The 21,284-nt window shown below is 49.9% G+C and carries 15 protein-coding genes; 13 read left to right on the forward strand and 2 right to left on the reverse strand.

Features of this window, described 5'->3' with window-relative positions; genetic code table 11:
• The first annotated feature begins 27 nt into the window (after nt 1-27).
• The 13 genes from MKY64_RS05385 (at nt 28) to MKY64_RS05445 (ending at nt 19,490) form a co-directional block, all read left to right on the forward strand.
• Nucleotides 28-1,821 carry a cache domain-containing sensor histidine kinase gene (locus MKY64_RS05385; protein ID WP_340951421.1) on the forward strand — a complete coding sequence of 598 codons (1,794 nt, stop codon included), beginning with the start codon at nt 28-30 and terminating at the stop codon, nt 1,819-1,821.
• Between the two features lie 13 nt (nt 1,822-1,834).
• Nucleotides 1,835-3,163, forward strand: a complete 1,329-nt coding sequence (locus MKY64_RS05390) for a response regulator (protein ID WP_340951422.1) — start codon at nt 1,835-1,837, stop codon at nt 3,161-3,163.
• A gap of 214 nt (nt 3,164-3,377) precedes the next feature.
• Nucleotides 3,378-4,205 carry a carbohydrate ABC transporter permease gene (locus MKY64_RS05395; RefSeq protein ID WP_340958025.1) on the forward strand — a complete coding sequence of 276 codons (828 nt, stop codon included), beginning with the start codon at nt 3,378-3,380 and terminating at the stop codon, nt 4,203-4,205.
• A 1-nt stretch (nt 4,206) separates the two neighbouring features.
• The gene (locus MKY64_RS05400) at nt 4,207-5,079 is read left to right on the forward strand and encodes a carbohydrate ABC transporter permease (RefSeq protein WP_340951424.1); all 873 of its coding nucleotides are present in this window, start codon (nt 4,207-4,209) and stop codon (nt 5,077-5,079) included.
• Between the two features lie 132 nt (nt 5,080-5,211).
• On the forward strand, nt 5,212-6,681 hold the full coding sequence (locus MKY64_RS05405) for an ABC transporter substrate-binding protein (RefSeq protein WP_340951426.1): 1,470 nt from the start codon (nt 5,212-5,214) through the stop codon (nt 6,679-6,681).
• A gap of 761 nt (nt 6,682-7,442) precedes the next feature.
• Nucleotides 7,443-10,064, forward strand: coding sequence for a bifunctional acetaldehyde-CoA/alcohol dehydrogenase (adhE, locus tag MKY64_RS05410; protein ID WP_036731873.1), 2,622 nt, complete (start codon nt 7,443-7,445; stop codon nt 10,062-10,064).
• 261 nt (nt 10,065-10,325) lie between these two features.
• Entirely contained in the window at nt 10,326-12,587 is a 2,262-nt protein-coding gene (gene pflB / locus MKY64_RS05415) for a formate C-acetyltransferase (RefSeq protein WP_076079923.1), read from the forward strand.
• A gap of 122 nt (nt 12,588-12,709) precedes the next feature.
• Nucleotides 12,710-13,447, forward strand: a complete 738-nt coding sequence (gene pflA, locus MKY64_RS05420; protein ID WP_036731876.1) for a pyruvate formate-lyase-activating protein — start codon at nt 12,710-12,712, stop codon at nt 13,445-13,447.
• Nucleotides 13,448-13,645: 198 nt separating this feature from the next.
• Complete coding sequence (locus tag MKY64_RS05425; RefSeq protein WP_339310501.1) at nt 13,646-15,049, forward strand: ABC transporter substrate-binding protein; 1,404 nt, start codon at nt 13,646-13,648, stop codon at nt 15,047-15,049.
• Between the two features lie 76 nt (nt 15,050-15,125).
• A complete protein-coding gene (locus MKY64_RS05430) occupies nt 15,126-16,010 on the forward strand; it encodes a carbohydrate ABC transporter permease (RefSeq protein ID WP_036731879.1) in 885 nt (294 codons plus the stop codon).
• Nucleotides 16,010-16,840, forward strand: coding sequence for a carbohydrate ABC transporter permease (locus tag MKY64_RS05435; RefSeq protein ID WP_340951429.1), 831 nt, complete (start codon nt 16,010-16,012; stop codon nt 16,838-16,840). Before MKY64_RS05430 ends, MKY64_RS05435 begins: the two co-directional genes overlap by 1 nt.
• A gap of 27 nt (nt 16,841-16,867) precedes the next feature.
• Nucleotides 16,868-18,721, forward strand: a complete 1,854-nt coding sequence (locus MKY64_RS05440) for a cache domain-containing sensor histidine kinase (RefSeq protein WP_340951431.1) — start codon at nt 16,868-16,870, stop codon at nt 18,719-18,721.
• Nucleotides 18,699-19,490, forward strand: a complete 792-nt coding sequence (locus MKY64_RS05445; protein ID WP_339310497.1) for a response regulator transcription factor — start codon at nt 18,699-18,701, stop codon at nt 19,488-19,490. Before MKY64_RS05440 ends, MKY64_RS05445 begins: the two co-directional genes overlap by 23 nt.
• A 101-nt stretch (nt 19,491-19,591) precedes the next feature.
• Here MKY64_RS05445 and MKY64_RS05450 read toward each other — a convergent pair whose 3' ends face one another.
• Both MKY64_RS05450 and MKY64_RS05455 read right to left on the reverse strand, forming a co-directional pair.
• Entirely contained in the window at nt 19,592-20,218 is a 627-nt protein-coding gene (locus MKY64_RS05450; protein WP_442792683.1) for a nitroreductase family protein, read from the reverse strand.
• The gene (locus MKY64_RS05455) at nt 20,196-21,212 is read right to left on the reverse strand and encodes an iron-siderophore ABC transporter substrate-binding protein (protein ID WP_340951438.1); all 1,017 of its coding nucleotides are present in this window, start codon (nt 21,210-21,212) and stop codon (nt 20,196-20,198) included. The genes MKY64_RS05450 and MKY64_RS05455 overlap by 23 nt, the downstream gene beginning before the upstream one ends.
• Nucleotides 21,213-21,284: the final 72 nt, after the last annotated feature.

Raw genomic sequence — 21,284 nt, forward strand, 5'->3', positions numbered from 1 at the left:
TATTATTAAAACTGGAGGTGAATCCAGATGTTGTCCATGCTTGTGAAACCCATTGTCAGGCTCAGTGTTAAGCAGCAGTTGATTCTGCTGTTCCTGATTATGATTACGCCTATTCTGATTCTGAACAGCTACGGCAACTACAAGGCAGAGGAGATTCTGAAGCACCATGTGACCAATGCCTATGTGGAGCTGAACAAGCAGAATTTCGCCATTATTAACAGAGACATCGATACAGTGAACAAAATAACGACCACCGTCATCCAGAATCCGGTCCTGCAGCAGCTCAATATGAGCGGGAATGATACGGTGCTGGAGCGTGTGGAACGTTATGAGACCATCGAGAAGCTGCTCGGCAGCTATTCGCAGGGAGCGGAGCGGGGGGACGGCATTTACTACTCGCTGTACGTATATGATCCAGATAACTACTACTTTTTCGCTCCCAATTTTCCGCAGGTGAAGAAGGCGGGGGTTTATTTTTTCTCCAAGGAGGAACGGCCGTACTGGTTCGAACAGGTGGTGCAGCAGAAAGGCCGCGGTACCCTGATGTTCACCGAGAAGCTGAGTCCGCAGGCCGAAGATCTGAAGACGCTTACGTATGTCAGGGCTGTCAATAATATTTACCGCGGGGAAGGAACGCTCGGCGTGCTGGTGGTGACCAAGATGGAATCGAAGATCGGTGAATCGCTGAGATCCATCTCTCTGCCGGACGGAGAAATTTATCTGACGGATATGAGCAACCGTGTACTGGCCTCCACCACGAATTCAACCGGAGAGGTGATCGTCCTGCCGGACGGCTCGGAGGCGGGAGATCCGGAGGGAACCGAGGATATTATCACTGATGACTTCATCTATGTGGTGAACAACAATCATGCCTTTGAGCAAAAGCTGGTCTACAAGGTACCCGTCAAATCCCTGCTCCAGCAGCAGAACGAAATGAAACGCGTCATTCAATACATAACGGTGGCTTACGCGCTCTTCGGACTGATCATCATTACCTACTTCTGGCGTTCGCTGATGACCCCTTTGCAGAAGCTGGCTTTTTTTGTGCGCAAGTATGAGCCGGGCAACCGTGTGCCCGAGACTCCCCGCAGAGGAAGCAACGATGAGGTCAGTGTGCTGATTAACGCCACATATGATATGGCCCGCAGGCTCAACAGCCTGATTATGTACAAATACCAGATGGAGCTGAAGCAGAAGGAATCGCAGCTGCAGCTGCTCTATCAGCAGATCAACCCGCATCTGCTGTACAACACTCTGGAGAGTATTTATTGGAAAAGCTCGCTCGAAGGCAACGTGGAATCCGCGGAAATGATCAAGGAATTATCCAAGCTGATGAAGATCAGCTTAAGCCGGGGCCGGGAGCTGATCACGCTCGAAGAGGAGCTTGAGCATGCCGGTGCCTACATCAAGCTCCAGCAGCACCGGCATGATTATGTGTTCGCCGTTATCTGGAATATCGCTCCCGGGACGACCAGGAATCTGATTCCCAAGATCACTCTACAGCCCCTGATCGAGAATGCCATTATCCACGGGGTTAAGCATATGGAGGAGGACGGCGAAATCATTATTACCTCTGTGCTGGAGGATGGCCGGATTCGGATTACCATTGAGGATAACGGCTATAAGCAGGTCGATTATAAGGCTATCGAACAGATACTCAATGATGACAGCCCGAACCCGGTTAACGGCTACGGTATCCGCAATATCCATCAGCGTGTGCAGCTGCACTTCGGCGGGGATTACGGGATCAGCTATAGAGCGCGCGAGCGCGGAGGCACGATAGTAAGTGTGATCCTTCCGAAGTCAGAGACTATAGAGTAGAGGAGAGAATACGGTGTTCAATATACTGGTTGTTGATGATGAGCCGCTCATTTGCAAAGGACTGACCAGTCTGCTGGCTGCTTCCGGGCTGGATATTGACCATATCTATACGGCCGGCAGCGGGTATGAGGCACTGGATTGTATCCGTATGGAGGAGATCGATCTGCTTGTGACCGATATCCAGATGGGGGCGATGAGCGGGATCGAACTGATGCAGCATGCCAAAATGACCAGGCCCTGGATGCAGACGATCGTCATCTCTGCGCATGAGACCTTTCAGTATGCCCAGATGGCCGTCCGGCTGGGGGCGAGAGACTATCTGATCAAGCCGCTGAACAGTGAGCAGTTCCTGGATTCGGTGCGCAGTGTCGTCCTGAAGATGAATAGACCGTCGCCGGAGCTGGCCACTTACATGGATGGGAATGGAGACCGCTTCCGCCTGGAGGAGCCGCTTCCCGAGTACAGTGAGCTGCTGAACAGTCTGCTTACGGAGACTGCGGCGGTACTGGGGGCAGAGGAGAAGCGGCGCAAGCTGGATGAGCTGAGGCTGCAGGGGCCGTATTTTGCGGTGATCAAAATCAAGCTTCCCCTGCCGCAAGACCGGCCTGAGCAGAGGTACACTACCCGCGATCATAGCCTGCTGCGTTACGCCGCCTTGAATATTGCCAAGGAGCTGCTGGACCAGGAGTGGAATTCTACCGCGTTCTATTCGCCGGACGGTGAGATTACCGTGTTGATTCAGTGGGATGAGCAGAGCTACGAGGAGCCATCCACCGGCCAGCTGAGCCGGCTGGAGGTGCTGGGTCGCAGCCTCCACTACAATATTAACCGCTATTTGCAGCTCCGGGCTGTCATCGGCATCAGCCAGATTCTGAAGGGGCTGAGCTTCATGGATGTGCTGAACCGGCAAGCCTCGAAGGCGATCCTCTGGAACAACGAGCATGCCGATCATTATGTGTTCTATTATGGGGATTTCAACTGGAACAACTATGCTGCTGATCCGTCACCCGAGGAACTGCACACGCACAGCAATCTGATCGTGCAGAAGGCAAAGGAATACATTGACGGGAATTACGCCCAGAAGGGTCTGACGATCCATGAAGTAGCCAAGAAGAATCATGTCAGCCCTAATTATCTGAGCTATCTGTTCAAGAAGAATACAGGCTATAACCTGTGGGAATATGTCATTAAGCTGCGGATGGAGGACAGCCGGGAGATGATTCTGAACACCGATCTGCGGCGGTATGAGATTGCGGAGCGGGTAGGATACGAGTCGCCGGAGCATTTCAGCAAAATTTTCAAAAAATACTACGGGCTCAGCCCCAGCGAACTGAAGAAGTAAGAACGCTTACGATTGCCATAGATATAGACATGTTAAGTCTCTCCCTCATTTCCTACAATGAAGACAGGAGGCGCTTTCCCGAAAAGTGCTGAAAGACGACAGGAATGAGGGAGCCGGAATGAATCAGTCTGCTGCGTTACATGATCACCTTCCAGCGGAGCTGGAGAGCAAGCCGTACAAGCAGAACCGCTGGAAAAAGAATTATTGGGGCGTGATGTTTCTTGTCCCCGCATTGATTATCTTCATTATGTTTATGTGGGTGCCTATCTTCAAAGGGTTCCTGTACAGCTTCTACACCGTTGATTTCGTCAAAGGGAATACCTTCGTCGGCCTGGACAATTATGCCAGGGCACTTACTGACCCCGATGTGCTGATTGCTGTCAAAAACACCTTGTACTATATGCTGCTCTGCCTGGTGATCGGCTTCTGGGTTCCGATTGCCTTTGCCATTGCCATCTCCGAGTTGCGGAAATTCGGCGGATTCGTGCGCGTTGCTGCGTATTTGCCATACGTCATGCCTGCTGTAGTCCTATACGGGCTGTGGCGTTGGCTGTATGATCCCGTTGGACCTATAAATGCGGTAATCGGCAGCACCGGAGCGGAGCAGATCGCCTTCCTGACCGATACCCGGTGGTCGATGATCTCGCTGGTCTTCATGGAGACCTGGCAGCAGTTCGGCTCGGGGATGCTGATCTATCTTGCTGCGGTGCTTAGTATTCCCAGGGACTGGTATGAAGCCGCCGAGATTGACGGAGCCGGAGTCTGGGCGCGTATCCGCCACATCACCCTGCCTTCGCTGCGCAATCTGATTCTGCTGATGCTGATTCTTCAGGTGATCGCCACCTCTCAGGGCTACCAGTCACAGATGGCCTTGCTGGACGGGGGGCCGAACAATGCTACGCTGACGTATGCGCTGCTTATTGTGAAGTATGCTTTTACCAGACTGGATTATGGTACGGCGACTGCGCTGGGGATGCTGATGTTTGTTGTTCTGGGCGGTTTGGGCATTCTTCAGTTCAAGCTTAACAAGGAGGACAACTAGGATGAAGAGCGCAGACAGAGGTATTCTCTCGGAGCATGACCTGAAAAAGACCAGCAACAGGGTGGTCTACGGAATTATGGTGCTGTTCATTGTCCTGATGATATTCAGCATGCTGTACCCCATCCTTATGACGATGTTCAACGGGCTGAAGTCGAATATCGAGGTCAATTCCTTTCCGCCGCATTTTTTTCCGCAGGAATGGCATTTCGGTAACCTGAAGGATGCGCTGGATTACATCGATCTGGCCATGTTTCTGCGGAACACCCTGTATATTTTTGTAGGGAATATGGTCGTCACTCTAATTGTACTGGGACTCGCGTCCTTCAGTATCTCACGGATGAATGTGCCTTACCGCAAGGCCTTCTATTTCTTCTTCTTGATGACGCTGTTCATTCCGGCCACGAGCTATATGATTCCGAACTTTGTCAATCTGAAGGAGCTGGGCCTGCTCAATCAATATGCGGCCTTCTGGCTGCCGGCAGGCGCGAACACGTTCTTCTTCCTGCTGCTTAAGAATTTCTTCGACGGGATTCATCCCGAGATTCTGGAAGCCGCACGGATGGACGGGGCTTCGGAGCCGAGAAGCTTCTTCACCATCGCGGTGCCGCTGTCGGTTCCGATTTTTGCAACACTGGCGATCTTCATCTTCTCCACAGCCTGGAATGACTGGTTCTGGCCGTCGCTGGTCATGCACAGTGAGGAGAAGTATACGCTCGCTACCGCTATCTATAAGTATGTTATTAATGTAAAAGCACTGAACACGAACATCAAATTCGCAATTCTGTTCATTGTCTCTCTGCCGCCGATCCTCGTGTTCCTGGTCTTCCAGAAGTTCATTATGCGCGGAGTTTCATTGTCTGCGGTCAAAGGCTAAGCAGGAAGGAAGAGGTCCGGTTGAGATCGTAAACCTGCACATGAAGGGAATATAAATACACCTCGTTTGTAAACGGTTTCTCTTTTAAGATGAATTTGTAAGCTCATTATGATATGGAAAAGGGGAGTTACCATGCGTAAAGTTTCCAGCGTATTCGCCTGCCTCCTGGTCACGGGGACGATATTGTCTGCTTGCGGCGGCAATAATAACGGCAACAAGCCGGCGGCTGACGGGGGAGAAGCGACACCTGCGCCAGCAGCAACCCAGGCGGCCGAAGAGTCAGCCACTCCGTCTGCAGCACCGGCTGACGATATCACCCAGAGAAAGGTAACAATCAAAATCCACTATCCTACGCCGGACCTGACCGAGGTGAGAGCACAGGAGGATGACAAAATCAAGCGGTTCCAGGAAGTCTATCCGAACGTGGAGATCGTCAAGGACGACTGGCAGTATAATGTAAGCGAGATCGGGGTGAAGATGGCAGCGAATGAAGCGCCGACCTTCTTCAACACGTATGCCACCGAAGCCAAATTCCTGATTGAGAAGGGCTGGGTAGCCGACATCACCGATCTGTGGAACAACTATGAGTTCAAGGATCAGATCAACCCTGTGCTGCAGAGCCAGTTCATCATCGACGGCAAGGTGTATGGGGTTACCCAGAAGGGTTACGTCACTACAACAATGATCAACAAGAAGATGCTGGATGACAAAGGTGTAGCCGTACCTCCAATGGATTGGACCTGGGACGACATGCTGAACACAGCCAAAGGAGTGGCCGATCCCAAGAAAGGCATCTCCGGGATTGCGCCAATGGGCAAGGGCAACGAAGCAGGCTGGAACTGGACCAACCTCCTGTTTGAAGCAGGCGGGGAGATTCAGAAGATTGAAGGCGGCAAGGTGGTGGCAACCTTCAATTCCGAAGCCGGGATCAAAGCGCTGGACTTCTATAAGAAGCTTAGATGGGAAGCTGGGGCCGTTCCCCAGGATTGGGCGCTCGGCTGGGGAGATGCTGTAGGTGCCTTCCAGCAGGGCCGTACCGCGATGGTAATGGCCGGATCAGACGGAGTCATTGAACAGGCGCTTAACCAGGGCGGGTTCAAGCCTGAGGATGTGCTGACCTATCCAATGCCTGCGGCTGAGAAAGGCGGCAAGCATACCGGTGTTCTCGGCGGCGACTATCTGGTCATCAACCCTAACGCCAGCAAGGATGAGCAGGAGATGGCCTTCCGTTATATTACCTTCGACTATTTCTCGGATAAAGGCCTGGAAGCGCTCGATGCCATTCTGCAGCAGCGCAAGGCAGACGGCAAATACTTCATTCCGCCGCTTCTTGATTACTATGCCGCTGATTCCGAGTTCGGCAAGAAAACCAAAGCAGTGTATGACAAATACTCTGATATCGTATATCAATACAATACAGATATTATGGCTCTGCTCGACGGCAAACCTGAGGCGCAATACAACACCCAGGACTACTATGCAACCATGTCCAATGTCATTCAGGAGCTATTTGCCAAGGAAGGCACGGACTCCAAGGCCCAGCTTGATGCAGCCGCCGCAACCGTACAGAAGAAATTCTTCGATACGATTAAGGTAGAGTAGCCTGAGATGTATCTTCCTAGACTTGGGGGAAGAGATGAATAAGGGGGGACAGCGGAGATGCTGTCTCCTTTTTTTCCTTTCAGGAAATTATGCCAGTAACCTTTTAAGAGGAATCCTGCCAAAAGTGCAACATTAATGCCCCAAAGAAGCGTTCTATGCTGAAATCCTGCACGAACTGCAACAAATTCAGCGCTAACGTGCTCTAAACACCGGAATTTGTGCAAATAATGCAACATTGTACTTGCAACCCGTAAAAGGTATATAGAAATCCTGCAAAAACTGCAACATTACTGCTCCTTACTGCTCCTTCAAAGCGGCCGGTGAGAGATGCATTAGCATTGTTCACCCGCAGGGTAATTTACCCTCCTTTTAAAAGGGCGACAAAGCCGTTTCCACTTGTAAGCAGAGATTTATATTTATATTCACCGTCAGAGTGAGTCTATAGAAGAGCCATGGATGAACCGAGGTGACGGCTTGGCATTCATGAGCAGAATTCCTGAGGCCCGCCCGGCATCGTAAGGCAAAGTGGGCCATCAACACTGTAACCTGCCGTATTGCGTTCGCAGAATAGACAAATATCAATTAAATATTACATATAATATGGAAAAAACGCTAGTATATGATCGAATGAAAGCGCTTTGAAAACAACTCAAAAAAAACTTTAAACTTTGTGAAAGATTTCACTATACAAGGTGAAAAGGATGTGCTAAGATAAATGTATAGAAAGAAACAACCTAAAAATTGACAGGAGGACGAGGGAGATGGCAGTTAAAAACGAAGTCGCCGCCCAAGTGAAACAAACCACCGCTGAAGAGTACATTCAGGTTTTGGTGGATAAAGCAAAGAAAGCCCACGAAGCGTTCATGGGCCTGGATCAAGAGCAGACAAACACAATCGTTCATGCAATGGCGCTGGCCGGACTCGACAAGCATATGTACCTGGCAAAACTGGCTGTTGAAGAAACAGGACGCGGAGTATACGAAGACAAAATTACAAAGAACATCTTCTCCACTGAATATATCTGGCACGGTATTAAGTACGACAAGACTGTAGGCGTTATTGAGGATAACGCTTATGACAGCTTCCAGAAGATTGCTGAACCAGTCGGAATCATTATGGGTATCACACCGGTAACCAATCCAACATCCACCACGATGTTTAAGGCTTTGATTTCCGCTAAAACACGTAACCCTATTATATTCGGTTTCCACCCGTCAGCGCAAGAGTGCAGTGCGGCAGCAGCCAAAATTCTGCATGATGCAGGCGTAGCAGCAGGCGCACCTGAGAACTTCATCCAATGGATTGAGCTTCCTACGATGGACAAAACAAACGCACTGATGAACAATCCGGATGTTGCACTGATTCTGGCAACCGGCGGATCGGCAATGGTCAAGGCAGCTTACAGCTGCGGCAAACCGGCACTCGGCGTAGGTCCTGGTAACGTGCCTGCCTTCATTGAGAAGAGTGCTGATATTGATCAGGCTGTAACAGACCTTATCCTGTCGAAGACTTTTGATAATGGTATGATCTGTGCTTCCGAGCAGGCAGTTATCATTGAAGAAGCCATCTTCGATCAAGTGAAAAAGAAAATGATTGCAAACGGCTGTTACTTTGTGAACAAAGAAGAAGCAGCTAAGCTGACCAGCGGCGCAATGAACGTAGAGAAATGTGCAGTTAACCCGGCTATCGTTGGCCAATCCGCTGTGAAGATCGCTGAAATGTGCGGCATTCAGGTTCCTGCCGGAACGAAGATCCTGGTAGCTGAGCTTGAAGGTGTAGGTACTAAATATCCATTGTCCGCTGAGAAGCTGAGCCCGGTTCTGGCTTGCTACAAGGTGAAGAATGCTGACCAGGGTATCGAGCGCGCAGCTCAAATCGTTGAATTTGGCGGCATGGGCCACAGCTCGGCTATCCATTCCAACAACGAAGAAGTAATCATGAAGTTCTCCAACCGTCTGCAGACCGGACGTATTCTCGTCAACTCGCCATCGACTCACGGCGCAATCGGCGACATTTACAACACTAATATCCCTTCATTGACACTGGGCTGCGGATCTTACGGACGCAACTCGGTATCGCAGAACGTCACTGCAATCAATCTGATCAACGTGAAAAGGGTGAATCGTCGTACCGTGAATATGCAATGGTTTAAAGTACCTGACAAGATTTACTTCGAAAAGGGAGCCACTCAGTACCTGGCCAAAATGCCTGATATCACACGCGTTGCTATCATCACTGACCCTGTAATGGTTAAACTGGGATATGTTGAAAGAGTTGAGCACTATCTGCGTCAGCGCCAGACTCCTGTAGCGATCGAAGTGTTCTCGGAAGTTGAACCGGATCCATCGACTACTACTGTAGAAAAAGGTACAGCTATGATGAACAGATTCCAGCCGGACTGCATCATCGCACTCGGCGGTGGTTCCCCAATGGATGCTGCCAAGGGCATGTGGCTGTTCTACGAACATCCGGATGCAGACTTCAACGGCCTGAAACAGAAGTTCATGGATATCCGCAAACGGGTATACAAATTCCCTAAGCTCGGCAACAAAGCGAAATTCGTTGCCATTCCAACCACTTCGGGTACAGGTTCTGAAGTAACATCGTTCGCAGTTATCACAGACAAGACAACAGGCAATAATACCAAGTATCCGCTCGCTGACTATGAGCTGACTCCAGACGTAGCAATTATTGACCCTGAGTTTGTCTACAGCTTGCCTAAGACTGCAGTTGCCGATACAGGAATGGACGTATTGACACATGCTATCGAAGCTTATGTATCTGTAATGGCCAGTGACTATACCGATGGTCTGGCAATCAAAGCCATCCAACTGGTGTTCCAGTGGCTGGAGAAATCCGCACTGCAAGGCGACAAGCTGGCCCGTGAGAAAATGCACAATGCTTCGACGCTTGCCGGTATGGCCTTTGCCAACGCATTCCTGGGGATTAACCACAGCTTGGCACACAAATGGGGCGGACAGTATCACACCGCACACGGCCGTACCAATGCGATCCTGATGCCGCATGTTATCCGTTACAATGCCAAGAAACCTACGAAGTTCGCTTCGTTCCCTAAATATTCGCACTTTGTAGCTGACGAACGGTACGCAGAAATCGCCCGTATTCTGGGATTGCCTGCACGCACTACCGAAGAAGGCGTAACCAGCCTGATCAATGCAATCCGCGACATGAACAAAAAACTCGGTATCGAAGAATCCTTCTCGGCTCTTGGTTTCGATCCTAAGGACTTCGAATCCCGTGTAGACTATCTGGCTGACCGTGCATTTGAAGACCAATGTACTACTGCCAATCCTAAAATGCCGCTGGTCTCCGAGCTTGCTGATGTATACCGCAACGCATTCTACGGCAAATTCGATAACTAATTAACGGTTGCCTGGCAAAGAATAAGGTTAAAGGTTAATATGGGACTGGATGGAAGTGACAAATATCACCGAAAGAGTGATATTTGTCACAGTCCTTTTTCAGAAAATAAACTAAAATGTTTATATAGACAACGATCCCCGTTATGAAGATGTGATTGTGAATTTTATAACAACTATTAGCCTCGGGATCACGAGACACGGGATTAACCTTCAAGCCCGCGATCTCTACAAATATAATAAATATAAATGGAGGGATTTAGCATGTCGGTGATTGAAAAAGAAGTATTAGAAGCAAAATCAGGTTGGAGAAATTTCACAAAAGGTGTCTGGGCCAAGAAAGTTGACGTTAACAACTTTATTGCCAAGAACATCAAGCCTTATGAAGGAACTGAAGATTTCCTGGTTGGACCTACCAGCAATACAACTGAACTGTGGAAGATTATCTCCCAGCTGAGCAAGGAAGAAAGAGAAAGAGGCGGCGTATGGGATGTATCCCTCGATACTGTCTCCACCATCACTTCCCACGCTCCTGGCTACATTGACAAGGATAAGGAACAGATTGTCGGCGTTCAGACTGACGCGCCTTTCAGACGTTCCATTCAGCCGTTCGGCGGTATCAAGATGATGATCGATGCTACTAAGGCTTATGGCTTCGAGCTTCCGCAGAATATCGTTGACATGTTCACGAACATCCGCAAAACGCATAACCAAGGCGTATTTGATGCATATACACCAGATATGAGAGCTGTGCGTAAATCGGGCGTAATCACAGGTCTTCCTGATGCTTATGGCCGCGGACGTATCATCGGCGACTATCGCCGTATTGCTCTGTATGGTATTGATTTCCTGATTAAAGACAAGAAGCAGCAACTGGCTGAGCTTGAAGTTGACTCCATGACAGAAGATGTTATCCGTCTGCGTGAAGAGCTGTCCGAGCAAATGCGTGCTCTTGGCGAACTGAAACAAATGGCTGCAGCTCATGGTATGGATATTTCCAAACCGGCTACGAACTTCAAAGAAGCTACACAATGGGTATATTTCGGTTATCTGGCAGCTGTTAAAGAACAGAATGGTGCGGCAATGTCCCTTGGACGCGTATCTTCCTTCCTTGATATCTATGTTCAACGCGACGTTGAAGAAGGTACTCTGACTGAAGAGCAAGCTCAAGAAATTGTTGACCATTTCGTAATGAAGCTGCGTATCGTGAAATTCCTGCGTACGCCTGACTATAACGACCTGTTCTCCGGCGACCCAACTTGGGTTACAGAATCCATCGGTGGTATGGCTGAAGACGGCACAACCCGCGTAACCAAGAACAGCTTCCGCTTCCTGCATACCCTGTACAATCTGGGACCTGCTCCAGAACCAAACCTGACTGTACTGTGGTCCGAGAAGCTTCCTGAAGGCTTTAAGAAATATTGTGCCAAAGTATCTATTGAGACCAGCGCTATCCAATATGAGAACGATGATGTAATGCGTCCATACTGGGGTGAAGATTATGCGATTGCCTGCTGCGTATCCCCAATGCGTATCGGTAAGCAAATGCAGTTCTTCGGTGCCCGTGCCAACCTGGCTAAGGCTCTGCTATATGCGATCAATGGCGGTAAAGATGAGAAATCCGGTGCTCAGGTAGGTCCTGAATATCCTGCGATCACTTCTGAATACCTGGATTATGATGAAGTAATGAAACGCTTCAAACCAATGATGGAATGGCTGGCTAAGACTTATGTCAATACGCTGAACATCATTCACTATATGCATGACAAATATTCCTACGAACGTATCGAAATGGCGCTGCATGACCGCGACATTCTGCGTACTATGGCTTGCGGTATTGCCGGACTGTCCGTTGCTGCTGACTCCCTGAGCGCAATCAAATACGCTAAGGTTAAGCCAATCCGCAACGAAGAAGGCATTGCTATCGACTTTGAAACTGAGGGCGAATTCCCTTGCTACGGTAACAACGACGACGCTGTTGATGGCATTGCTGTTGAGCTGGTTGAAACCTTCATGTCGATGATCCGCAAAAACAAAACGTATCGTGATGCTGTGCCGACTCAATCGGTACTGACTATCACTTCGAACGTTGTATATGGTAAAAAGACTGGTACTACTCCTGATGGACGTAAAAAAGGCGAACCATTCGCTCCTGGTGCTAACCCAATGCACGGACGCGACAAGAAGGGCGCCCTGGCATCCCTGAACTCTGTTGCCAAACTTCCTTACTCCGATGCACAGGATGGTATCTCGAATACCTTCTCCATCGTTCCTAAGGCGCTGGGTAAAGACGAAGATTCCCGTAAGTCCAACCTGGTCTTCATGATGGACGGATACTTCCACAATAACGCTCAGCACTTGAACGTTAACGTATTTAACCGTGAGCAGCTGCTTGACGCTATGGATCACCCAGAGAACTATCCACAGTTGACGATTCGCGTATCCGGCTATGCTGTTAACTTCATCAAGCTGACCCGTGAACAACAGATGGATGTTATCAACCGTACATTCCACGATTCCATGTAAGAAGCATTCTTGTTCTACAAGAACTGAAATCAATCAAAGAGCTGCCGCCCTTGCAAGAGGGCGGTACACTCTTGTCTGAAAGTGGTTAAAATTTTAAGTTTTTTTCGAAAGGATGACATCTCATGCTTAAAGGACATATCCACTCTTTGGAGACGTTTGGAACGGTGGATGGCCCGGGTATCCGCTTCGTGCTTTTTATGCAGGGCTGCCTGCTCAAGTGTCAATACTGCCACAACCCGGATACATGGGAACTCAATGAAGGCAAGGAAATGACCGTCGAGGAAGTACTGGCGGAAATTGAGCCTTACCTGAATTATTATAAAACGTCCGGCGGCGGCCTGACCGTATCCGGCGGTGAACCAACCCTCCAGGCGCATTTCGTGAAGCAACTGTTCACCGAGGTGAAGAAACGCTGGAATCTGCATACCACGCTTGATACCAACGGCTATAATGATGGATCGAAAATCAGCGACCTGCTGGATGTTACTGACTTGGTGCTCTTGGACCTGAAGCATATTGATGATGAAGCGCATATCAAGCTGACCGGTAAGTCCAACGACCGTACCTTGAAGCTGGCCCGCTGGTTATCCGATAATAACCGTAAAATGTGGATTCGCCATGTCTATGTTCCAGGCATTCACAACAAGGAAGAGGATCTACAGAATCTTGGACGGTTCATTGGCACACTTAATGGAGTAGAGAAGTTCGAAATCCTGCCTTATCACGTAATGGGCATCTACAAATGGAAGGAGCTTGGCCGTCCCTATGAGCTTGAAGGGGTAGAGTCACCTTCCGATGAAGAAGTGCAGCGTGCGTACCGGCTGATTGAAGAAGGCCGTATGCAGACCGCATTGGTCTAATTGCATATAATAATTTCGAAAGCGGAGCTTCTATTCTGAGGAGTTTCGCTTTTTTCTATGTCAGGAAACCTGACTGAATCCGCTTCCATTAGAGGATTTTATCCCTATTGAAGATAAATCTTAACCTTACGATTACAAATGTGATTTTCTATAATTAGAGTTGTAAGGGAAATCATGAAATAGGGAGGGTCACCCGTAATGAGAAAAAGTCTAACACTGCTGTTGTCCCTGATGTTCGTTAGCTCGGCGCTGCTGGCTGGCTGTGGAGGCAACAAGAATAATGCGTCTCCGACGACAGAGCCTGCTGCAACGAATGAGGCTGCTGCTACCAATGCTGCCGCAACGGAAGAACCGGCTAATGCTGAGCCTTTTGAAATGACGATCCGTCATACCCAGGTTGGAGCGGACAAACAGAAACGACTGGCTATTCTGGAGGATGTGGTGGGCAAGGTGCAGGCGGATGTGCCTGGACTGACCTTCAAGCTTGATGGAGTAGATTCGGATGTGAACCGTAAGGAGAAGCTGCGCGGTGAAATGGCGGCCGGTAACCCTCCGGAGATCTTCGACCTGTTCGGCAGCCCGGACTCCAAGATCTATGCCAAAGAAGGCAAGCTGCTGGACCTGACCCCGATCCTTGATGAATTAGGCATCAAAGACAAATTCTCTAATCTGGACCCGTTCACCTATGAAGGTAAGATTTACGGTCTGCCGATCGGCGGCTCCGGAGAGGGGTTCTTCTATAATAAAGAATACTATACCAGCAAGGGCTGGAAGGCTCCGACAACCTTCGCCGAACTGGAGAAGCAACTGGCTGATATTAAAGCAGATGGTAAAGTGCCGATGGCCGGTGCCTCCAAAGCAGGCTGGGTACCGCTGATGCTGGCCAACCATCTCTGGTCCCGTTATGCCGGACCGGATGTGACCGCGAAGTTCGCTACCGGTGAAGCGAAGTGGAATGATCCGAATGTTATCAAGGGCTTGGCGAAATATAAGGAATGGGTGGATAAAGGCTACTTCAAGAAGGGAGAGCTGGGCTTCGAATATGCTGAATATACGACCCAGTTCACCAGCGGTGAAGCCATCCTGATGTATGACGGGACCTGGAAGTCTTCCGTGTTCAAAGCCGGCCAATCCGGCGAAGGTCTAATCGGCAAGGTCGGCTTCTTCAATATTCCGGCTGTTGAAGGCGGAGTGGGGGATCAGACGGCGCTGATGCGCGATGTGAACAACGGTTATGGCTTCTCCGCTTCGGCGGGTGAAGATGAGCGGCAGCTTGCAGCAGTGAAATCCTTCATTAAGAATATGTTCAATGAAGAGATGCAACTGCGCGGTCTGGTAGAGGACGGAGTCCTGCCTGCCATGAAGATCGATCAGGCTGTGCTGAACAAGAACATTACGGATGATCTGATGAGTGAGATTGTCGCTGTATTGAATAGCTCCCAGTCGTCCTTCCCGGCCTTTGATTCGCTGGTGCAGGCGGATGTCACCACTGAAATCAGTAATATCCAGATTCAGAGCCTGATCGGCGGACAGACGACTCCTGAGAAGATGGGCGAAGCGCTTCAGAAGATACAGGAAGAGGCCAATGCAGCTGTGGAATAAGAAGCGGTGAACTGTATGTGCCCTGGTGCTTGCTCCAGGGTGCATTTTTCAAAAGAAAAGCAATATGGAGGTAGCTATGAATAAGGCACTGAGAAATCCTCTGGTGTTCATTCTGTTCGTTATTCCGGCACTGGTGCTGTTCGTAATGTTCTTCATCTATCCCATCTTCAGCTCGATCTACTATAGCTTCACCAGCTGGAACGGTGTATCCGAGACGGTCAAATACGCCGGAGTGGACAACTTCAAGAAAGCGCTGGGAGATGAACGCTTCTGGATTTCTGTGAAAAATAACGGGTGGTTCATTCTCTTCTCCGTAGGCATACAGGTGCCGCTGATTGTGTTCTTCTCCTTACTGATTGCGAATGTGAAGAAGCTGAAGGGACTGTACAAGACGGCGGTATTCATGCCATCCATTATGTCTACAGCGGTTATCGGGATTCTCTGGGGCTTCATCTATGAGCCGAATATTGGCTTGTTCAACAAAGTGCTTGGCCTTGTCGGCATTGAGCCGGTCTACTGGCTGTCGGATGAGCGCTTCGCCATGCTGTCAATTCTGATTACGAACGCCTGGCAGTGGACCGGATTCTACATTGTAATGGTACTGGCGGCGATTCTCTCCATTCCCGGTGAGCTGGATGAAGCAGCGGCCATCGATGGCGCTACAGGGTTCCAGCGGGCTACACGCATCACTCTGCCGCTGATCGTACCGATCATCTCGGTGGTGATTATGCTCTCCATTGCCGGAGCGATGAAGGCTGCCGATATCGTCATTGTTATGACCAAGGGCGGTCCTGCGGGTTCAACCGAGGTGATGGCCACCTATATGATTAAGTATGCGATTACCAACTTCAAATACGGGTACGGCAATACGATCGCTGTTCTGATCTTCTTGTTCACACTCGTGGTAACCGCCCTCTACCAGCTGGTGTTTGCCCGCCGTACGGAAAGGATTGAATACTGATGCCGCGCGCGCTGAAAAAAAGTCTGCCGCACATCGCCCTGCTAGGGTATCTGGTGATTGTGCTGTTTCCGTTCCTCTTTGTCCTTTTCTCTTCGGTGAAGAAGGATAATAATGCGATTGCCCTCAACCCCTTCGGCATTCCGAAGAACTTCGAATGGTCCAACTATGTGGAAGCGTGGGTGAATGCCAAGATCAGCACTTATTTTTTCAACAGCTTATATATTTCGGTTCTGGCCTCTGTAGTGTCTATTCTGCTGGCGTCTATGTTCGCCTTCGCGGTCACGCGGATGCGCCAAGGGAAGTGGAACGGCATTCTCTTCTCGCTGGTCCTGATCGGGATGCTGATTCCGAATAATGCGCTGATGCTGCCCATCTATACGATTGTCCGCAAGCTGCATATTCTCAATACCCACTGGGCGCTCATCATTCCTTACATTGCCAATGCGATTCCGTTCACGATCATTATTCTGGCGGCCTTCATGCGTTCGCTGCCCAGTGAAATTGAAGAAGCGGCGGTCATGGATGGCTTGAAGGCCCCGGGTATATTTGCTAGAATTATTGTACCTTTGACAGTTCCGGCGATGGTTACGGTATTCATTGTTAATTTCCTGGGAAATTGGAATGAGTTCCTGCTGGCCAACTATTTTCTCTCCAATGACGAGCTGCGTACGCTCCCGGTGGGGATGGTCCAGTTCCGCGATCAGTATCAGATGAATTACGCACAGATGTCGGCGGGGATTGTCTACAGTGTGGTTCCGGTTATAGTGATTTATGCGGTTCTGCAAGAGAAGATTATTGAAGGCGTCACCGCAGGCAGTGTAAAAGGATAATATCAATCATGTCAGGAGCAACAGCCGATGAATCTGCGCTACAAATTGTTTACGGCATTCTTAGGCCTGATTATCATTCCGCTGTTCATTCTTGGCATGATTATGTTCTTCGTGACTTATAATTCCATTGAGAAGAAATACAGCCAGCAGTCCGAATATTCGCTCAAAGCGATCAGCTACAGCATTTCTAATGTGCTCAAGGATATGGACAATGTGACTGACAACGGAATTGCCACCTCGGTCTTTCATATGGCGCTCAGCGCGGATGATCCCTCCAAGCAGGATTTAACCGATGCCGAGCAGCTCAGCCTGAATGCCAGCCAGCGCAATTTCCGCAGTCTGCTCTATAATCATCCGTCAATCAGCTATGCTTTCCTGTATAATTTCAACGGTAAAGGCAGCTCAGAGATCGTGTCGGTCTTCAACAAGGAGAACTTCCGCACCCTGCCTTATGATAAGTTCAAAGGCAGCGAGCTGTACCAGGAGGTCATGAAGCTGAACGGGGTTCCGAAATGGCTGGCCCCGCATGAGTACCCTGAGCTGACCGGGACGGAGGCTGTATTTACGCAAATCCGGCTGATTAAGGAGCTTAGCTTCTTTCAGAATATCGGCATTCTGGTGGTGCAGATTAAGAACTGGGAGTTCGAGTCGATTTTTCGCAATCTTAAGATTGGCGGCACCGACCAGAAGGTGTCTTTCATGCTGGTTAACGATGACGGGATGATTCTGCTGGACCCGGACAGGCAGCTGGACGGGCAGGATTTCCGCGGCTTCACCACGAAGGAGATTACGTTTAAGCCCGGCTTTCAGAGCTTCAAGACGCAGTTCGGCGGCGAGAAAAGCATTCTGTCGGTCTACCATCTCAAGGAGTATCCCTGGAGTCTGGTCTCCATCACTTCTTGGGATACTTTGTCTCATGAGGTGACGGTGTTCGCCCGCTGGTTCGTCGTAGTGATGTTCCTGTGCCTCCTGGGTGCTGTCATCTTCAATCTGTTCTTCATGAACCGGATTACAGGCGGGATTGCTGTGATCGTGCGCTTCATGCGCCGGGTGGAGGACGGTGACCTTACTACCCGTGTTGAGGAGAAGGGTAACGACGAGATGACGCTGCTGGCCAGAGGCTTCAATGATCTGATGGACAAAATCAATACATTGTTCAGCCGGGTTCATGTGGAGCAGCAGCGCAAGAATCAGGCGGAAATGCGTGTGCTGCAGGCCCAGATCAAGCCGCATTTTCTGTTCAATACCCTGGAATCGATCAATGTGCTGGCTGTGCAGAATGAAGGACGCAAGGTCAGTGAGATGGTCTACCGGCTGGCGAGTATTCTGCGGATCAGCATTCAGGACAGGGATGAGATTACTCTGGAGGAAGAGGTTAAGCATCTGCGCAATTATCTGGATATCCAGAAGTTCCGGTTCGAGGATCTGTTCGATTATGAGCTTGAAATTCCGCCAGAGCTGCTGGGCTGCGGGATTCTGAAGCTTACGCTCCAGCCGCTGGTGGAGAACAGTATTCAGCATGGTTTTGAGGGGATCGGGTATAAGGGTCTCGTGAGTGTCAAGGTGTGGGAGACCCAAGGCAATCTGGTGCTGCGGATACAGGATAACGGAATCGGGATGACCCCGTCCCAGCTATCGATGTTTCAATACATGGTGAATGACGCGGCAGAGCAGCAGCCGGAAAGCAAGCCTGGGCAGGGCATTCATCTGGAGCGGCGAGGGCTAGGGGTACGAAGTGTTGCGGACCGGATACGGATCGAATACGGCGACAGATATGGGATTTTCATATGTGCAAGTTCTGGGGAAGGAACGATCATCCAGTGCGTCATTCCGAAATACGGGCAGGGGGAAGGCCATTATGCTAAAAGTATTATTGGTTGACGATGAAGCGCCTATTCTGAGCAATCTCAACACTGTGCTGCCCTGGCAGGACATGGGGATGGAGGTTGCGGGGATGGCCCGCAGCGGGATGGAGGCGCTGCGCATAGCCGAGGACTGTCCACCCGATCTGGTGCTCTGTGATATCCGTATGCCGGTCATGGATGGGCTGACATTCATCGGCAAGCTGCGGGAGATGGGGCTTACAAGTGAGGTGCTGCTGCTCAGCGGCTACCAGGAATTCGATTATGCGCGTGAAGCCATACGGCTGGGTGTGAAGGAGTATATCTGCAAGCCAATTCATTACGGGGAGCTTGGCGACAAGGTGCGGGAGATCGGTTCGCGGATTCGCAGCAGGCAGTATAAGGATAAGTTGTACAACAGCATCCCGTTGTTTCAGGAAGTGCCTGTTGCTGATGAGCCTGCCAAAAAAACAGCGGAGCAGCTGATGAACCAGGCCGCACAGTTCATTACGGAGCGCCTTCATGCGGATCTCGGCATTGATGAGGTGGCGAATACGATTGGCATCAGCAGCAGTTATTTCTGCCTCCTGTTCAAGAACCGCTTCGGGGTGACCTTCGTGGAATATGTCACCCAGCAGCGGATTGAAGCTGCCAAATTCATGCTCGCCAGCAGTGATAAGAGCATCACGGCCATCAGCTCGGGCGTCGGTTATCAGGAGCGCCGTTATTTCACCAAGGTGTTCTTGAAGCAGACGGGAATGACCCCCAAGGAATACCGCAGCAAATTCAGGACGGCTGAAGCACAGTAAGTCTGCTTTTCCAGTAATTAGGGCTGTCCCGCAAAGCCGTGAAATGGCCTTGCGGGACAGCCCTCTGTTTTTTTTAAGCAGGAACAGGCCACGATCTCTTGTCAACAATTATCCGAATGATTGCCTTCTATAACTGTCAGCAAGTCTACAGCAGCAGTACGCGGTTTTGGAGCAGGCTTGTCTTCGGGATCGAAATATCCCATATGCAAGGTGCCAACGATTTTCTCGTTAGGAGTTACACCTGCTGCTGACCGAAATGAGGAATCTTCATTAAAAGCAGTGGTCTTCCATACCACGCCGATTCCTTGTTCCCAGGCCAGCAGCTGAATGTTCTGAATCAGAGCGGCAGTTGCTGCCAGGGCCTCCTCCCAGGCTTTTGGAGGAAGGGCGCTATGCATGATCACGATGAGGTGGACCGGAATCCGCCTGCAATACGTATCATGTATCTGTGCACCGAATTGTTGAACGAATGCTTCCGGGCGTGTCTTCAGAACAGCGTCGGCAAATATTGTCCGGCCCTCCCCTGTGAACAGGATGAATCGCCAAGGCTCTTTTTTGGAATGAAAAGGTGCCCATACCGCATTGTCCAGCAAGTTGAGCAGTGTGCTCCGGGCAATGGGCATTCCATTAAATTCCTGTATGGTTCTTCTGTCGCGTATCGTTCGTATGAGCAGGCTGTCAGGAGTGGGAGTCATGGCTCGTCCCTCACGATTCCGGCAGGTAGGCATTCGAAATTTCATCGATAACCTTGCTTAGTCCGATTGGGCCATAGCCGGCAAACCACAGATTTGCATCACCGATATACACATGTTTGTTCTTGACAGCTGTAAGGTTGGCCCAGATTGAAGTACTCATAATATTATCCAGAGCCGTCTGATTACTGTCACCTGGGCGAAGAATGATGAACATACGGTCAGGATTCAGCTCCGGAAGTACTTCTTCGGAGATGGCTACATTCCATGAGTCCTTGAAATCTATACCTTCTGTGGAAGCGGGGGTTAGTCCCAGAGGGCCGAAGAGCGTAAAATTATCTCCCGGTTGAATCAACTGCAATTGCTTGTCCTGTATTCGCATATAGGCGACAGTCTGAGTGGCAGCAGTGGCAGCCAATTCGTTCCTTACCGCAGCTATCTTTGATTCATAATCGGCGTGGACCTGATCAGCCACAGTTTCTTTTCCGAAGATTTCTGCCGTTTGCCGGAATCGGGTCCAATCATCTTCATTTTCATTGTCGAAAAGTATCGTTGGCGCAATCCTTGATAGCTGCTCATAGTTCGCTTCGTTCAGTGTCTTAGAAGCAAGAATGAGATCCGGCTCCGCTTCGAGCAGTGCTTCCAAGTTAGGTGCTTCTCCTGAGCCAATAACGATAGTATCCTTCATTTGGTCTGACAGGTATTGGGGGAATCCCAAATCGTTGTATGTAACCATTGCATGAGGTTCAATTCCAAGTGCCAGCAGATGGTCAGCAAAAACATAAAGCATGCCCGCAACCTTTTTCGGATGTGCCGGAATTTCTATATCTCCCTTAATGGTTGAGATGATACGGGTATCCGTATTTTCAGCCGTCTTGGCAGGTACTGGAGAGGTGGAACCGGCAACCGCCGAACCTCCATTATTCCCGCTGTTGCTGCATCCAACGACTAGCCCCAGCATTATTACTCCAAGCAGGCCGATGACTCCACGGCTAAATTTGTGTTTGGATTTTCGAGTACAAGGAAACACAAGCCACACACCTTTCACAATTGATTTTGATAATCATTATCACAATTTAATTATAAGGAGTGGCATAGGTGG

Origin of the sequence: Paenibacillus sp. FSL R7-0210 (assembly GCF_038009085.1) — a bacterium.
Lineage (GTDB): Bacteria > Bacillota > Bacilli > Paenibacillales > Paenibacillaceae > Paenibacillus_AQ > Paenibacillus_AQ silagei.

Coding starts and splice junctions, on each gene's coding strand:
- MKY64_RS05385 (WP_340951421.1), top strand. CDS start 28: ATGTTGTCCATGCTTGTGAAACCCATTGTCAGGCTCAGTGTTAAGCAG.
- MKY64_RS05395 (WP_340958025.1), top strand. CDS start 3,378: ATGTTTCTTGTCCCCGCATTGATTATCTTCATTATGTTTATGTGGGTG.
- MKY64_RS05400 (WP_340951424.1), top strand. CDS start 4,207: ATGAAGAGCGCAGACAGAGGTATTCTCTCGGAGCATGACCTGAAAAAG.
- MKY64_RS05405 (WP_340951426.1), top strand. CDS start 5,212: ATGCGTAAAGTTTCCAGCGTATTCGCCTGCCTCCTGGTCACGGGGACG.
- adhE (WP_036731873.1), top strand. CDS start 7,443: ATGGCAGTTAAAAACGAAGTCGCCGCCCAAGTGAAACAAACCACCGCT.
- pflB (WP_076079923.1), top strand. CDS start 10,326: ATGTCGGTGATTGAAAAAGAAGTATTAGAAGCAAAATCAGGTTGGAGA.
- pflA (WP_036731876.1), top strand. CDS start 12,710: ATGCTTAAAGGACATATCCACTCTTTGGAGACGTTTGGAACGGTGGAT.
- MKY64_RS05425 (WP_339310501.1), top strand. CDS start 13,646: ATGAGAAAAAGTCTAACACTGCTGTTGTCCCTGATGTTCGTTAGCTCG.
- MKY64_RS05430 (WP_036731879.1), top strand. CDS start 15,126: ATGAATAAGGCACTGAGAAATCCTCTGGTGTTCATTCTGTTCGTTATT.
- MKY64_RS05435 (WP_340951429.1), top strand. CDS start 16,010: ATGCCGCGCGCGCTGAAAAAAAGTCTGCCGCACATCGCCCTGCTAGGG.
- MKY64_RS05440 (WP_340951431.1), top strand. CDS start 16,868: ATGAATCTGCGCTACAAATTGTTTACGGCATTCTTAGGCCTGATTATC.
- MKY64_RS05445 (WP_339310497.1), top strand. CDS start 18,699: ATGCTAAAAGTATTATTGGTTGACGATGAAGCGCCTATTCTGAGCAAT.
- MKY64_RS05450 (WP_442792683.1), bottom strand. CDS start 20,218: ATGCCTACCTGCCGGAATCGTGAGGGACGAGCCATGACTCCCACTCCT.